Origin of the sequence: Rhodococcus gannanensis, assembly GCF_042681175.1 — a bacterium.
GTDB lineage: Bacteria > Actinomycetota > Actinomycetes > Mycobacteriales > Mycobacteriaceae > Rhodococcus_G > Rhodococcus_G gannanensis.
In genome coordinates, this window is the sequence record NZ_JBHUFB010000013.1 from 228,826 (window position 1) to 243,094 (window position 14,269).

13 protein-coding genes are annotated in these 14,269 nt (G+C 67.7%); 4 read left to right on the forward strand and 9 right to left on the reverse strand.

Annotated features, from left to right (window positions below; genetic code table 11):
* Positions 1-20: 20 nt before the first annotated feature.
* Complete coding sequence (locus ACFSJG_RS18295; protein ID WP_378486658.1) at positions 21-1,616, reverse strand: aldehyde dehydrogenase (NADP(+)); 1,596 nt, start codon at positions 1,614-1,616, stop codon at positions 21-23.
* A gap of 360 nt (positions 1,617-1,976) precedes the next feature.
* On the opposite strand from ACFSJG_RS18295, the gene ACFSJG_RS18300 reads away from it, so the two are divergent.
* Positions 1,977-3,353, forward strand: coding sequence for an NAD-dependent succinate-semialdehyde dehydrogenase (locus tag ACFSJG_RS18300; RefSeq protein WP_378486659.1), 1,377 nt, complete (start codon positions 1,977-1,979; stop codon positions 3,351-3,353).
* 37 nt (positions 3,354-3,390) lie between these two features.
* Here ACFSJG_RS18300 and ACFSJG_RS18305 read toward each other — a convergent pair whose 3' ends face one another.
* Together ACFSJG_RS18305 and ACFSJG_RS18310 are read right to left on the reverse strand one after the other, a co-directional pair.
* Complete coding sequence (locus ACFSJG_RS18305) at positions 3,391-4,431, reverse strand: TIGR03857 family LLM class F420-dependent oxidoreductase (RefSeq protein WP_378486660.1); 1,041 nt, start codon at positions 4,429-4,431, stop codon at positions 3,391-3,393.
* Positions 4,428-5,546, reverse strand: coding sequence for a phosphotransferase family protein (locus ACFSJG_RS18310; protein WP_378486661.1), 1,119 nt, complete (start codon positions 5,544-5,546; stop codon positions 4,428-4,430). The genes ACFSJG_RS18305 and ACFSJG_RS18310 overlap by 4 nt, the downstream gene beginning before the upstream one ends.
* A 167-nt stretch (positions 5,547-5,713) precedes the next feature.
* Between ACFSJG_RS18310 and ACFSJG_RS18315 the strand changes: the two genes are divergently transcribed.
* On the forward strand, positions 5,714-6,361 hold the full coding sequence (locus ACFSJG_RS18315) for a TetR/AcrR family transcriptional regulator (RefSeq protein ID WP_378486662.1): 648 nt from the start codon (positions 5,714-5,716) through the stop codon (positions 6,359-6,361).
* Here the strand turns inward: ACFSJG_RS18315 and ACFSJG_RS18320 are convergent.
* The 4 genes from ACFSJG_RS18320 to dapB form a co-directional block, all read right to left on the reverse strand.
* Entirely contained in the window at positions 6,319-6,771 is a 453-nt protein-coding gene (locus ACFSJG_RS18320) for a flavodoxin family protein (RefSeq protein ID WP_378486864.1), read from the reverse strand. The genes ACFSJG_RS18315 and ACFSJG_RS18320 overlap by 43 nt on opposite strands.
* A gap of 77 nt (positions 6,772-6,848) precedes the next feature.
* A complete protein-coding gene (locus ACFSJG_RS18325) occupies positions 6,849-8,009 on the reverse strand; it encodes a serine hydrolase domain-containing protein (protein ID WP_378486865.1) in 1,161 nt (386 codons plus the stop codon).
* A 105-nt stretch (positions 8,010-8,114) separates the two neighbouring features.
* Positions 8,115-8,591: a tetratricopeptide repeat protein gene (locus tag ACFSJG_RS18330; protein ID WP_378486663.1), complete on the reverse strand. Its 477-nt coding sequence runs from the start codon at positions 8,589-8,591 to the stop codon at positions 8,115-8,117.
* 11 nt (positions 8,592-8,602) lie between these two features.
* The gene (gene dapB / locus ACFSJG_RS18335; protein ID WP_378486866.1) at positions 8,603-9,346 is read right to left on the reverse strand and encodes a 4-hydroxy-tetrahydrodipicolinate reductase; all 744 of its coding nucleotides are present in this window, start codon (positions 9,344-9,346) and stop codon (positions 8,603-8,605) included.
* A 484-nt stretch (positions 9,347-9,830) separates the two neighbouring features.
* Between dapB and ACFSJG_RS18340 the strand changes: the two genes are divergently transcribed.
* Entirely contained in the window at positions 9,831-11,225 is a 1,395-nt protein-coding gene (locus ACFSJG_RS18340) for an NAD(P)-binding domain-containing protein (RefSeq protein WP_378486664.1), read from the forward strand.
* A 33-nt stretch (positions 11,226-11,258) separates the two neighbouring features.
* Here ACFSJG_RS18340 and ACFSJG_RS18345 read toward each other — a convergent pair whose 3' ends face one another.
* The gene (locus ACFSJG_RS18345) at positions 11,259-12,218 is read right to left on the reverse strand and encodes a TIGR00341 family protein (RefSeq protein ID WP_378486867.1); all 960 of its coding nucleotides are present in this window, start codon (positions 12,216-12,218) and stop codon (positions 11,259-11,261) included.
* 226 nt (positions 12,219-12,444) lie between these two features.
* Between ACFSJG_RS18345 and ACFSJG_RS18350 the strand changes: the two genes are divergently transcribed.
* Complete coding sequence (locus ACFSJG_RS18350) at positions 12,445-13,104, forward strand: hypothetical protein (RefSeq protein ID WP_378486665.1); 660 nt, start codon at positions 12,445-12,447, stop codon at positions 13,102-13,104.
* Between the two features lie 54 nt (positions 13,105-13,158).
* Here ACFSJG_RS18350 and ACFSJG_RS18355 read toward each other — a convergent pair whose 3' ends face one another.
* Positions 13,159-14,265: an alcohol dehydrogenase catalytic domain-containing protein gene (locus ACFSJG_RS18355; RefSeq protein ID WP_378486666.1), complete on the reverse strand. Its 1,107-nt coding sequence runs from the start codon at positions 14,263-14,265 to the stop codon at positions 13,159-13,161.
* Positions 14,266-14,269: the final 4 nt, after the last annotated feature.

Consider the following 14,269-nt stretch of genomic DNA (forward strand, 5'->3'; position numbering starts at 1 on the left):
GGAAGGGTGGTGGGAAGACTTCAGTCGCGGGTGAGTTCGCCGTCGACGCGGCGCCAGATGCGATCGGGGTTGCCGTCGGCGATGGCTGTCGGCAGAAGTGCGGGCGGGACGTCCTGGTAGGCGACCGGGCGCAGGAACCGCTCGATGGCGAGCGATCCGACGGAGGTGGTGCGACTGTCGGAGGTGGACGGGTACGGGCCGCCGTGCACCATCGCGTGCCCGACCTCGACGCCGGTCGGCCAGCCGTTGAAGAGGATACGTCCGGCCTTGAGCTCGAGCAGGTCGAGGAGGGTGCCGGCGTCGGCGTGATCGCCGAGGTCGGCGTGGATCGTCGCGGTCAGCTGCCCCTCGAGGCGTTCGGTGACCGCGCGCACCTCATCGAGGTCGCGGCAGCGGACGATCAGGCTGGAGGCACCGAAGATCTCCTGCTGCAACGTCTCCGAGCCCAGGAAGTCGCCGGCCAGGGCAGTGAACAGGGCCGGCCGGCCGCAGTTCGGTCCACCCTCCGCGTCACCCCGTGCAACGACCGTGGCGGCGTCGGTGAACTCCTCGACCCCGTCGGCGTAGCTGCGCGCGATGTTCGGGGTGAGCATCGGTGTGGCGGCGCTCGCCTGCAGTGCCTCGGCGGCCGCGGCGATGAAGGTGTCGAGGTCGGGGCCGTCGACGGCGATGACGAGTCCGGGGTTGGTGCAGAACTGTCCCGAGCCCATCGTCAGCGAGCCGACGAACGCGGCGCCGAGTTCCGCGGCGCGTTCGCGCAGCGCTCCGGCGAGCGGGAAAACGGGGTTGATCGAACTCATCTCGGCGTACACCGGGATCGGCTCCGGTCGCGCGGCCGCGGCGCGCACGAGTGCCGTTCCGCCGGAACGTGATCCGGTGAACCCGACAGCCTTGATCCGGGGGTCGGTGACCAGAGCGATGCCGAGTTCCTGACCCGAGCCGTAGAGGAGCGAGAAGGTCCCCGCGGGCATCCCGGTGGCGACGACGGCGTCGGTGACGGCCCGGGCAACGAGCTCCGAGGTGCCGGGGTGCGCGTCGTGTGCCTTGACGACGACGGGGCAGCCGGCCGCCAGCGCGGACGCGGTGTCGCCACCGGCGACGGAGAACGCGAGCGGAAAGTTGCTGGCACCGAACACGGCGACAGGTCCGAGGGGGACCTTGCGCTGCCGGATGTCGGCGCGTGGCAGCGGCGCCCGGTCGGGCTGCGCGGGGTCGATGCGGGCACCGTTCCAGCTGCCCTCACGGAGCACCGCGGAGAACAGTCGCAGCTGTCCGCTGGTGCGGCCGACCTCACCGGTCAGCCGCGCCACCGGGAGTCCGGTCTCGGCATGGGCGCGCTCGACGAGGTCGTCGCGGGCCGCGTCGAGGTTGTCGGCGACGGCGTCCAGGAACGCCGCGCGGTCCTGCGAGGACGTTGCGCGGTATGCGGCGAACCCCTCGGAGGCGGCGGAGGTGGCGCGTTCCACGTCGGCGATGGTGCCGTGGGCGTAGGCGGGCGCCAACTGCTCGTTCGTTGCCGGGTTCACGCCGTGAACGACCTTGCCGGTACCGGTGACGGCGTCACCCGCGATGATCATCTGTCCGGTCAGTGTCGCGTTCCGCTGCGCGGTGGTCATTGCGTCCGCCCTCCGTCGACTGTGTGGGGAGCTCCGGTCACGTCCGCGTTCGGGGGTTCCACTAAGCGTGACCGGAGCCGTACGACGACGGTAGGACGACGCATCAATTCATGTCCAAGTCAAAATTGGACCACATCGATACAGAACGAGTATCAACACTGGTGCGAGACGTGGGCACCGACGTAACCTCGGACAACGACGGCGGACAGCGTCCTGCACCGGCACACACCCCAAGCCGCTCGAGGTGCCCCGTACCCACCCATGTATGCCCTCAAACGTACGACTTCCCACAGGGAAATCGAGAAGAGTTCATGAGAAGCAAGGCCCATGAGCTCCTGCCATCTCCGTAGCATCGGCGTCATGAGTACCTACGTGACCGCGAATCCCACGACAGGTGAAACCGAGCGAGAATTCACGTCACTCACCGACGGCGACATCCCGCAGGTCGTCGCCCGAACGGTGACCGCCTACGAACACTGGCGCGCGGTGCCGGCAGATCAGCGAGCCGATGCACTGCGTCGAACCGCGGACCTCTACGAGGAGCGGGCCGATGAACTCGCGCGGATGATCACGACGGAGATGGGCAAACCCCTCGCGCAGGCGGCGGGCGAGGTCCAGTTGGCCGCCGACATCTACCGGTGGTACGCCGACCATGGTCCGGAGTTGCTCGCGGTGGAGACCCTCGACCCACAAGGCGCGACGGAGTCCATCGTGCAGAAGCGTCCGGTCGGCCCGCTGGTCGGCGTGATGCCGTGGAACTACCCCTACTACCAGGTTGCGCGGTTCGCGGCGCCGAACCTGCTGGCGGGCAACACGATCATCCTGAAGCATGCCTCCATCTGCGCCGCGTCCTCCGCGTTGATGGCAGAGATCCTCCACAGCGCCGGCGTCCCCGAGGACGCATACGTCAACGTCTACGCCAGCAGTGACCAGGTGGCATCCTTGATCGAAAACCCTGCGATTCAAGGAGTTTCACTCACCGGAAGCGAGGCTGCGGGAGCCGCTGTCGCCCAGGTGGCGTCGCGGAACCTCAAGAAGTCGGTGCTCGAACTCGGTGGCTCGGATCCGTTCGTTCTGCTCGACACCGACGACATGGCACGCACGGCCCACGTCGCCGCCACGGCGCGCCTCTCGAACGCCGGGCAGGCGTGCAACTCACCCAAGCGCTTCATCGTCCTCGAGGAACTCTACGACGACTTCGTCGGGAAGCTCGTCGCCGAGTTCGAGAAGACGGCGGTCGGAGATCCGACGGACTCCGGGACGAAGGTCGGCCCACTCTCGTCGGTCGACGCCCGCGACGCGGTGGCCGAGCAGGTCCGCACCGCCGTGGCGCAGGGCGCCCGACTGGAGACCGGAGGTTCGCCCGTCGACCGCGCAGGTGCCTTCCTCGAGCCGACGGTGCTCACCGGAATCACCCCGGACATGGACGCGTACTCCGAGGAGATCTTCGGCCCGGTCGGCATGGTCTACAAGGTGTCCTCGGTCGACGACGCGGTCCGGCTCGCGAACGATGTCGGGTTCGGTCTCAGCGGCTCGGTCTGGAGCACCGATGCAGCGAAGGCTCAGGAGGTCGCCGACCGCCTGGAGGTGGGCATGGCGTATGTGAACGAACACGGCACCACCTTGCCCGGGCTTCCGTTCGGTGGCGTCAAGCGATCCGGTTATGGCCGTGAGCTGGGACGGTGGGGCCTCGGAGAGTTCGTCAACACCCGCTTGCGCCGCACCTCCTCCGCGTAGCACGCCCGGATCGCGAGCACGCGCACCCCCGACGAGCTCATCGTCCCCGCGCGTACTCCGCGACAATCGGGTCGAGCTCCGCGGGGGTCGACCCGTGCAGGATGACGCCGTCGCAGCCCAGGTCGAACTGGTGCCGGATCGCCGTCACGCACTGCGCCGGAGTGCCGGTCGCCGCATACGAGAGCCACTCGTCGGGGAGCAGCGTCGCGGCATGCTCGAGTTGGTCGACGGTGCCGACGACGTCGAGACCGGCGACGGTGCTGATCACGGGGTCCGACAGGAAGCTCTGCAGCACCGCGGGGTCCCATCCGTTGGTGTCGACGAGCAACTGCCCGTAACCCTGCAGATAGGTCCCGAGCCGGCCGACGGTCTTCCGCAACCGGTCGACCTCGGAAACGTGGTCCCCGACCGTGGCGAGGCACGCCCACACCTTGACGGCATCCGGGTCACGTCCCGCCTCCTCTGCCGCGGACTTGACCAACTCGACGCACCGCTTCGTGGTCTCGTCCGTGAAGTAGGTGTGCAGGATGACCTCGTCGAACATCCGTCCCCCCAGCTCGAGGGTGTTGGGTCCGAACGCGACCAGAGCGAGGGGGAGGTACTCGTCGAGCGTCGCATCGAGGTGGAGTACCGGGTAGCTGCCCGCGGGACCGTCGTGGCCGACGATCACCTCACCTCGGAACAGTCGCCGCATGATCTGCGCGAAGTCCGCCATCTGCGCGGTGGTGATCGGGGGAATCCCGTACGCGCCCTGCAGAATCGGCACCCCCCGCCCGATTCCGAGGGTGAACCGTCCACCGGTGAGGTCGCGCAGGGTCCTGGTCATCCCTGCCGTCACCATCGGGTGTCGGGTGTTGTGATTGGTCGCGCCGGTGCACAACTGGATGCTCGAGCTCGCAGCAGCGGCCGCACCCGACAGCGCCGCGATCTCCTTCTTGTTGTACCGCTCGGAGATGAACGCGGTACCCAGTCCGAGACGCTCGGCGTCCGACACCTCGTCGAGAATGTCCCGCGCGGAACGGGGCTGGCCACCCAGGAGGTAGCACCCCAGCTCGCCGTAGGTTCGCGCCGCGCTCACAGCCGGCCTCGGATCAGGTCGAGGGAACCGAGGTCGCGGATGGCCGCGCAGCCCCGCTCGAGCATCGTCACGATCATGTCGTCGCCGCGTTCGGTGGATGCGGCGAACGCGAAGCCGAGGGTGGTGATCATCGGCATCTGCAGTACGGAGATCCGGTAGTCGTCCCAGCATTCGTCAGCCGGGTAGCCGACAACGCCGTGCTCGGTCAGCGCCCGGTGGTAGGCGTCGACGAGTTCACGTTCGTACTCCGCGCGCACGGCCGGCTCGAAACTGGTCCCGATGAAGTACGCGAGGTCCCGGGCGGGCATACCGACGGCCGTCGTCTGCCAGTCGACGACGGTCAGTCGGTCACCGTCGGGGTGGAACATCAGGTTGTCGAGGCGGTAGTCGCCGTGCAGGATGCCGAAGCGGTCGGGCTCCAGCATCAACCAGGCACCGACGAGATCCGCGGCCTCCTGCAGCGTCGCCACATCGTCGGCGCTCAGCCGTCCCGCGAGCTTCTCGACGGTGGTGGCGGTCGCCAGTTTCGTGACGTCGCCGAGTCCGGTGGCCGCCGCCGCGTCAGCCGGCTTCGGCATGACGGTGCCGGTGAACTCGGCCCACTTCGGATCACACCAGCCTGGACCGTGCAGCCCGGCCAGCGCCTCGACGGCCAGCAGGGCGTCGGCCAATCCGCAGCCGCGGATCTGGTCGCCCTGTGTCGCGGGCGCGAGATCCTCGAGCAGCAGCACGAATTCTCTTCCCTCGTCGGCGATCTCGCAGTGGAAGCACCGGGGCACGGGGATCTCCGTCGACTCCGCGACCCCCGTGTAGAACGCGTGCTCCGACCGGTAGCCGAGCGCCACCCTGTCGCGGACCGTCAGGTCCTGTGAGGGCAGCTTGAGTACGAAGGTGTCCGGGAGGCCCGCGCCGCGACGTCGGTACCGGACCGCGAGGTGGTAGGTCGCCGCGGTCTGTCCGGTTCCGACCGGCGTGATCTCGACTGCGTCGACGATCACCTGGTCGTCGGTCGCAGCAAGCACGCTGCCGAGCCACTCGGGCGTCACCTCCCGCGGCGTCCCGGGCAATCGGCCACCGGTCACCGTCGCGGTGTCGGCCGGTCCACTTCCGCTCATCGAACCTCCATCGGCGTCGGGGCACACCAGAACAACCTCGGGCAACGGCAGACGTGTCGCCGTGACGTGGACCATACATCTGAACAACTTGTGTATGGCCGTTTTGAGTGACATCGGGATCGAGCCGTACCGCCCCCGTTAGACTCCGGACCCATGGCAGGCCTGCGATGAGGACACACGGCTGGGCGGGATCACCCCCACAGTCGGACGACGAGGCCGTCGCCCGGATCGTCTCCGCTGCTCTCACCGTCGTGGAGCAACGTGGAACCGACATCACGGTCGCAGACGTCGCGAGACTGCTCGGCGTGACGAGACAGACTGTGTACCGCTACTTCGACGGCACCGACGCGCTGCTCATGGCCGCCGCGACCGCAGCAGCCACCGAGTTCCTCGACACCGTGCGCACTCTCGTCGGAGGCGAGGACCGTCCCACCGAGGCGGTCGTCACCGCCGTTGCACACACCCTGGAACTGCTCCCCGACCGCAGGCCGATGCACCTGCTCATCGACCCGGCGCAGCACGGACGCTTCTCGGCGGGCATCACGTCGGGTGTCGCACGCGGCTTCGCGCGGGCGATGCTCGACAACCTGCCCGTCGACTGGCGGTCCGCCGGCTTCGACGACACGGCGATGGACGAGCTCGTCGAGTTCGTACTGCGGGTCATCCAGTCGTACGTCGTCGACCCAGGCGATCCACCGCGGACGGGGGACGACCTCCGCGGTTACCTGTCGCGCTGGATCGGCCCGGCGGTCACGGCGCACACCGGGGTCGGTCAGCCCGCGACGGTCACCGCGAGCGTCGCACCCAGTTCGTAGCAACGCTCCCGGGCAGCGGCATCCACCCCGCCCGTGATCTCGACCGCCTCCGCGGCCTGGGTCAGTGCGAGACCGGTCACGATCTTCTGTACCGCGTTCACCGCTCCGGCGGTGTCGTTGTTGCCGTGCACCCACAGTCCGTACGGCAGCCCGGCCACGGCGTCGAGGCACGGGTAGTACACCGTGTCGAAGAAGTGCTTGAGCGCCCCGGACATGTAGCCGAAGTTCGCGGTCGTCCCGAAGAGAAATCCCTTCGCGGACAACATGTCCGGGACCGTAGCGCCGAGCGCGGGGACCATCCGGATCTCGACACCCTCGATGTCGGGGTCGTTCGCGCCCGCCAGGACCGCCTCGAGCAGTTCACGAGTCGGCGGTGACGGCGTGTGGTGGACGACGAGGAGGGTGGGGATGTCGGCGGTCACGACAGGCAGCCTACGGCTACCGCTCCACCGTTCCGGATGCGAACCTCCGGCCCGTCCGACCGTGTCTACAACGGAGGCCCCGGCCACGGGTGGTCGGGGCTGACGATGCCCACGATCTCGGTGACGAGATTCCACACGCCCAGCGGGTCGACGTTCGAATTGACCAGCACCACCATCGTCGTGCCCTCGTCGGGAAGTCGATACGCATACGCCTGGTAGCCGACGATGTTTCCGTTGTGGCCGATCCAGCCGTTCTGGTACTCGACGCCGAGGCCGTACAGCGACCCCGCACCCTCGGACGGCGCAGGCAGGAACTGTTCCCGTTCTCGCTGGGTGGCCGGTGTGAGCAGGGTTCCGTCGGTCAGGACCCGCGCCCAGTCGCTCAGATCGCCGACTGTGGAGATCATGTTTCCCGCGCCGTAGCCCCAGGACGGGTTCCAGTCCGTCGCGTCTACCGTCGACCCGTCGGATGTTCGTGTGTATCCCCTGGCGTGCGGTGACGGAAAGGCCGCGGTGTCACCGACCGTTGTTCGGTCGAGTCCCTCGGGCCCGGTGATGTGTTCCGCGATGTATTCGTCCAGCGGCCGACCGGACGCCTTCTCGACGACGAGGCCCAAGAGCGCGGTGTTGGTGTTCGAGTAGTCGAACGCGGTGCCCGGCGGAAACAGCGGTGGGCTGCCGAAACCGATCTCGAGCAACTCCTGGGGCGTCCACTGGCGTTGCGGCTGACTCGGGAGCGCCGGGATCACCACCTCCCCGTAGTCGGGGAGGCCACTGCGCATGGCGGCCAGGTGACGGATGGTGATCGCCTCGCCGTTGGGGACGCCCGGCACGTAGGCGTCGATCGGATCGTCGAGGCCGACCTCGCCCTGGTCGACGAGTTGCAGGACGGCGGTGGTGGTGAAGGTCTTGGTCACGCTGCCGACACGCATGAACAGGTCCGTCGACATGGCCTCGCCGGTGGCCGTGTCGCGCACACCGAACGCCTGCAGGTACGGCTCGGCGCCGTCCTGCCATATGCCGACGATCGCCCCGGGAACCGAAGCCTCGTCCATCGCCTTCGGGATCGTCTCCGTGAGCCGTGTACTCGGCGGGGCCGGTGGAACGTCGTCCGACCCACCACATCCCGTCAGTCCCGTCGCCAGGATCGACAGGACGAGGACAAGTCGCCGGGCTCGACGTGTGCGCGCGAGCGACGGGTCGTGCCGCAGCCACTCCGCGATCAACGTCTCTCCCACCAGAAGGAAGGACTTCGGATGTTGCCCGGCCGTTCGCGTGTGGGCGCCATGACCAGTATGGCCGCCGGTCCGGCGCAGTGGGAAGGAGCGCGCCTAGCGCTCCCCGTCCACGGCCTCCAGTGCGACTGCGCGCTTCATGATCTCGCGGGCCCGCGACCGGTCGCCGGCGTAGTCGTAGGCGCGCGCGAGCCGGTAGTTGGTGACCCAGTTGTCGGGGTCGGCCTCCCATTCGGCCTTCACCTCGGTGAACAGTGCATCCGCCGCATCGCGCTGCACGCGCCCGGACGGCATCTTCGGGAGGTCGGACACGTCGAGGTCGCGGCCCTCCTCCTGTGCCCTGGACACGAGATGCTGGTGCTGGAAGCCGGATCGGATCGTCGACCACACCATCCACACACCGAGGATCGGGAGGACGAGGACGGCGATGCCCAGAACGACCGGAACGGCGCCTCCGTCCTGGATCAGCGAGATGCCGCGCTGACCGAGCAGGACGAAGTAGACGCTCAGCGCGACGACGATGCCGACGATGGTCGCGACGACCTTCGTCGAGGTGCCCTTGGATTCGCTCACGGCACCGTCGCTCACAGGTCGAGGAGCGGATCGAGTCCGAGCGTGAGGCCGGGACGCCCGGCGATCTCACGAACACCGAGGAGGACGCCCGGCGCGAAGGAGTTCCGGTCGAGGGAGTCGTGGCGGATGGTCAGCGTCTCACCCTGCGTCCCGAGCAGCACCTCCTGATGGGCGACGAGGCCCGCGAGGCGAACGGAGTGCACCCGCACGCCGTCGACGTCGGCTCCGCGGGCGCCGTCGAGTTCGTCGGTGGTGGCGTCGGGACTCGGCCCTCGGCCGGCCGCAGCGCGGGCCTCCGCGATCAGCGCGGCCGTGCGGTACGCAGTGCCGGACGGCGCGTCGACCTTGTTCGGGTGGTGCAGTTCGATAACCTCGACGGAATCGAAGAAGCGGGCCGCCTGCGCGGCGAACCGCATCGACAGCACCGCACCGATCGCGAAGTTCGGGGCGATGAGCACACCGGTCTCGGGCCGCGCGGCCAGCCAGCCACGCACCTGCGCGAGCCGCTCGTCGTCGAAGCCGGTGGTGCCGACGACGGCGTGAATCCCGTTCGCGACGAGGAACTCGAGGTTCGGCATGACGACGGCGGGGCTGGTGAAGTCGACGACGACCTCGGTACGGGTGTCGACGAACGTCTCGATCGGATCGCCCGCGTCGACCTGCGCGACGAGTTCGAGGTCCGATGCAGCCTCGACGGCCTCACAGATCGCGCGGCCCACCTTGCCCTTGGCACCCAGGACTCCGACCCGAATCACCGTCACTTGATCTCACTCCGTCCGATCGTGTTCCTGCCGGTGCCAGCGACAACCGCGTGGCCCGGTCCAGAGCCTACGCAATCGGCGGATCCGACCGCGAAGGGTCGTCGCGAGCGCCGCACGATCAGGACCCACGACAGCGGCCCTTCGGGGGGCGTGAGGCAACAGGGCTGCTGATCTCGTCCGGACCTGGTTCGAGCGGGGTTCGAGCGGCCTCCGGTCAACGGAGAACGGTCGCACGCCACCACGACGGCGGACATCCGAACCCGGATGATTCGGGCATCGTCACACGATCGACATACACGCACGTGGGACCGTGCATTCGCGCCTGAAATCACCACCCGACGCCGCGGAAGACCCGCACGAAATTGGCCTCGACACCATTCACTGTGATAGGCAGGAGCAAAGTTCATTCGAGAAATAGGGGATAAAATTGACGCCAAGGATCGCGATTTTGGGAGCCGGTCCGAGTGGTCTCGCACAATTGAGGGCATTCGAATCCGCACACAAGTCGGATCCCGGGCCGATGCCGCACATCGTCTGCTACGAGAAGCAGAGCGATCTCGGTGGAATGTGGAACTACACGTGGCGCACCGGACTCGATCAACACGGCGAGCCGGTGCACGGAAGCATGTATCGATTCCTGTGGTCCAACGGCCCGAAGGAATGTCTCGAGTTCGCTGACTACTCGTTCGAGGAGCACTTCGGCAGGCCAATCCCGTCGTACCCGCCACGGGCCGTCCTCCACGACTACATCATGGGCCGCGTCGACCAGAGCGACGCCCGTAAGTACATCCGTTTCGACACCGCGGTACGACAGGTCGAATGGATCGAGTCCGGTGACGGGACCGGCACGGGACACTTCGACGTGACCGCTGTCGATCACCGTGCCGGCACCCGCCGGACCGAGTCGTTCGACTACGTCATCGTCGCAACCGGCCATTTCTCGACGCCGAATGTGCCGTATTTCGATGGATTGGAAGACTTCCCGGGTCGAGTGCTGCACGCCCACGACTTTCGGGACGCTCGCGAGTTCACCGGCAAGAGACTCCTCCTCGTCGGCAGCAGCTACTCCGCGGAGGACATCGGTACCCAGTGCCACAAATACGGTGCCGCCGAGGTCACGTTCAGCTACCGGACCGCACCGATGGGACACACCTGGCCCACCGGACTGTCCGAGGTTCCGCTGCTGACCGGCGTGGACGGCAGCACCGCGCACTTCGCAGACGGCAGCAGCAGGGACGTCGACGCGATCATCCTGTGCACCGGCTACCAGCACCACTTCCCTTTCCTCTCGGATGCGCTGACACTGACGACCGACAACCGTCTGTACCCCCGCGGCATCTACAAGGGTGTCGTCTCGCAGGAGAATCCCCAGTTGTTCTTCCTCGGCATGCAGGACCAGTACTTCACGTTCAACATGTTCGACGCCCAGGCATGGTACGTACGCGATGTGATCCTCGGCCGTGTCGAATTGCCGGATCACGCATCACGCGAAGCCGACGTCGACGAATGGTGCGCTCGCGAAGAACTCCTCGACGGACCGATTCAGGAAATCGATTTCCAAGCAGCATATATTCGCGACCTGGTGGATCGGACAGATTATCCAGAATTCCACGTGGAAAAGCAGGGCGAGCTTTTCAAGCAGTGGAAGAAGGACAAGAAGAACGACATCATGGGCTATCGGAACTGTAGTTACGTTTCGACGCTCACCGGGAACGTCGCACCACCGCTCCCGGACAGATGGATGAACATCATGGACGACTCCGCGGAATCGTTCCTGAAACAGGAGTTCGGTGCGACGTCACCCGCGGCCACGGCATCGACGCAGCCCCGGATCCCGACTCACGAACCGATTCGGACGCCGCAGCCGGCGTGACCGACGATCCACCACGGGCGCGCGGCGAAGCCGTCAACGTCCGGCGTCGTACCGTCCACCCACCGTGTGCACGATCTGCAGCGTCGGGTCCCCCGGCACAAGGTCGTTCACGGTCCGCTGCAGGTCCTCGATCGGTGGCAGCTCGGTGGGGCCGAGGATGGTCACGGTGGCGGTGTCGCTCTGCCACTGAACGTCCACGACCTCGGCGTCGGGCGTATTCGACAGCCAGTCCTGCGTCGCCTCGAACACCTGCCTCGCCCACACCGAGGACAGCGAGTTGACGACCATCGGCACGATGACGGCGCATGCCGCGACACCCAGCGCCAAGTAGGTCCGCGCCCGACCGGGGTCGGACTCGTGCCCGTAGCCGGCGACGAACAGCACCACCATTGCGGTGAACACCATCGCCACCACATTGGACGCGAACAGGACGAATGCGCCCACCGCCAGCGAGGGGGCACCGGAACCGAGACACACCCCGACCACGCCGAGCGGCGGCACCAACGAGATCGCGATCGCGACACCCGGCAGAACGTCACCGACGTCGCGACGGGTGATGGCAATGGCCCCGGCGAATCCGGTGGCGATCGCGGCGAGCAGGTCCATCAGCGTCGGCGATGTCCGCCCGGTGACCTGTGAATTCGACAACACGTTGGTCGGATTCGGCAACAACTGCGCGACCACCGCACCGAGAACCACCACCACCACGATGCCGCCGCAGACGTACAGGGTGCTGCGCCGGATCAGCGCCCCGCGACCGGTCGTGACGCCGAGGCCGATACCGAGGATCGGCGTCGACAGCGGCGCAACGATCATCGCACCGATCACGGTCGCGGTGGAGTCGCTCACGACACCAGCGACGGCGATCACGCCGGCGAGTGTCAGCATCACCCAGAACGCGGACTGTTTGGCGCGGCGGTCACCGACCCCGAGGTCGAGGCGGTCGTCGAGTTCGTCCAGCGTTCGCCGCTGATTGTCCGGTACGAGCAGCATCGTCACCCTCTCCGGACCGGACGCGCGTGGACCGGTCTCGAGCAGAGTGTGCCGCATCGACAGAGCCGAGGCGTCACCCTGACCGGATGACCGCACGCCACCGCCGGACCACCCGACGCACCCTTCTCGCGGCCGCCGGCAATGCAGGGCAAGTTCGTCGTTCCGGCGGTCGCGCCCCGCCTGTCGGATTACCCTCCGCAGCCGGGGGACGATGAGGAGACACACCATGAATGCACTGATCGCGAAAACTCGGTTGCGGGTGTCGGCTGCGTTTGCCGTGGCCGCCGGAACGGTCCTGGCACTGTCCGCCCAGGCACCCGCCGGAGCACAGGAGGTGGACAACGGTCAGCGCACCGGACCGGTCCAGTTCTGGGCGACCGACCTCGGCGATTGCAAGGCCGAGTTCACCATCGAGAACCAGACGAACGTCACGACATACACGATCGACTGGCGCATCGACGACGAAGAGGGCCGTGACATCGGCGTCGGCTTCCCCGTCTGGCGAACCGGCACCCCGAACATGTCCTCGAAGTCGGAGCTGCCGAGTTGGCCGGACGGCGGCGCGGGCGAGAACACGCCCGAGAACCGCACGATGGTCTCCGACCGTGCCCCGGTGTCGGCCACCTACGTCCAGGACCTGAAGAACATCAACGCCGAGTGGAACCCGCCGCTGCCCAACCCGGAAGCCGACACCCACAAGGTCGACTACCGCATCGTCCTGGGTCCGCCCGGGAACAACGGCCAGACGGAGACCGGAACACCCGAGTGGCTCGGCGACCGCCAGTGGCACACCGTCACGGTCACCGGCTGCAACCCGCCCGTGACCGGCGGCGGGTCGCTCGAATCGCTCGACTTCGGTTCGCTCGCGTCACTGTTCGGAGCCTGAGCGACCGCATCGGTGCCGGGCGGTGACGAGGACTCGCCGCCGCCCGCACCGACGTCAGTCGAACAGGATCACCTGACGCAGCGCGTTGCCGTCCGCGAGTTCGTCCATCCCCCGGTTGATCTCGTCGAGTGTGATGCGTGACGAGATCAGCTTCTCGACGGGCAAAGTGCCCTCGCGCCACATCTGTGCGTAGCGCGGGATGTCGCGGGACGGCAGTGCGGATCCGAGGTAGCTGCCGACGATGGTGCGGGCCTCCGCCACCAGTGTCAGCGGCGAGATCTCCGAGCGTGCCTGCGGGTTCGGCAGACCGACGGTGACGGTGGTTCCACCGGGCGCGGTCGCCGCGACGGCCGTTTCGAAGGCCCGCGCGTTGCCCGCGGCCTCCACCACGAGGTCGGCTCGCACACCGAGGTCGACGAGTTCCGCCGGCGTGTACACCGCGGTGGCCCCCAGTTCGACCGCGGTGGAGAGCTTCTCCGGCATCGCGTCGACTCCGACCACCTCGCCGTGACCGAGCGAGACCGCGGTCAGCAGCGCCGCCATCCCGACGCCGCCGAGCCCGACCACCATGATCGAGTCACCGGGCGCGGTGCGGGCTGCGTTGAGCACCGCGCCTCCCCCGGTGAGGACCGCACATCCCAGCACTGCGGCGACGTCCGCGGGCACGTCGTCGTCGACCGCGACCACCGAACGCCGGTCGACGACCGCGTGCGTCGCGAACCCGGACACCCCGAGGTGGTGGTGCACCTCCGTACCGTCGCGCCGCAGGCGTCGCCCACCTGCGAGCAGCACGCCCTCGTTGTTGGCGACACCTCCTGTGCTGCACGGCATCCGGCCGTCCGTCGCGCAGCCCGCACAGTCACCGCAGCGTGGGAGGAAGGTCATCACTACGCGTTGCCCGACGGCGATGTCGGCGACACCGTCACCGACGGCCTCCACACGCCCAGCCGCCTCGTGCCCCAGCAGCATCGGAACCGGCCGCACCCGGTTGCCGTCGACGACCGACAGGTCCGAGTGGCACAGGCCCGCCGCCTCGATGCGCACCAGCAACTCGCCGTGACGGGGACCGTCCAGGTCGAGATCCGAGATCGTGATCGGCAACGACTCCGCGAAAGGGCGGGACCGCCCGATCTCCTCGAGCACCGCACCACGAATACGCATCGCA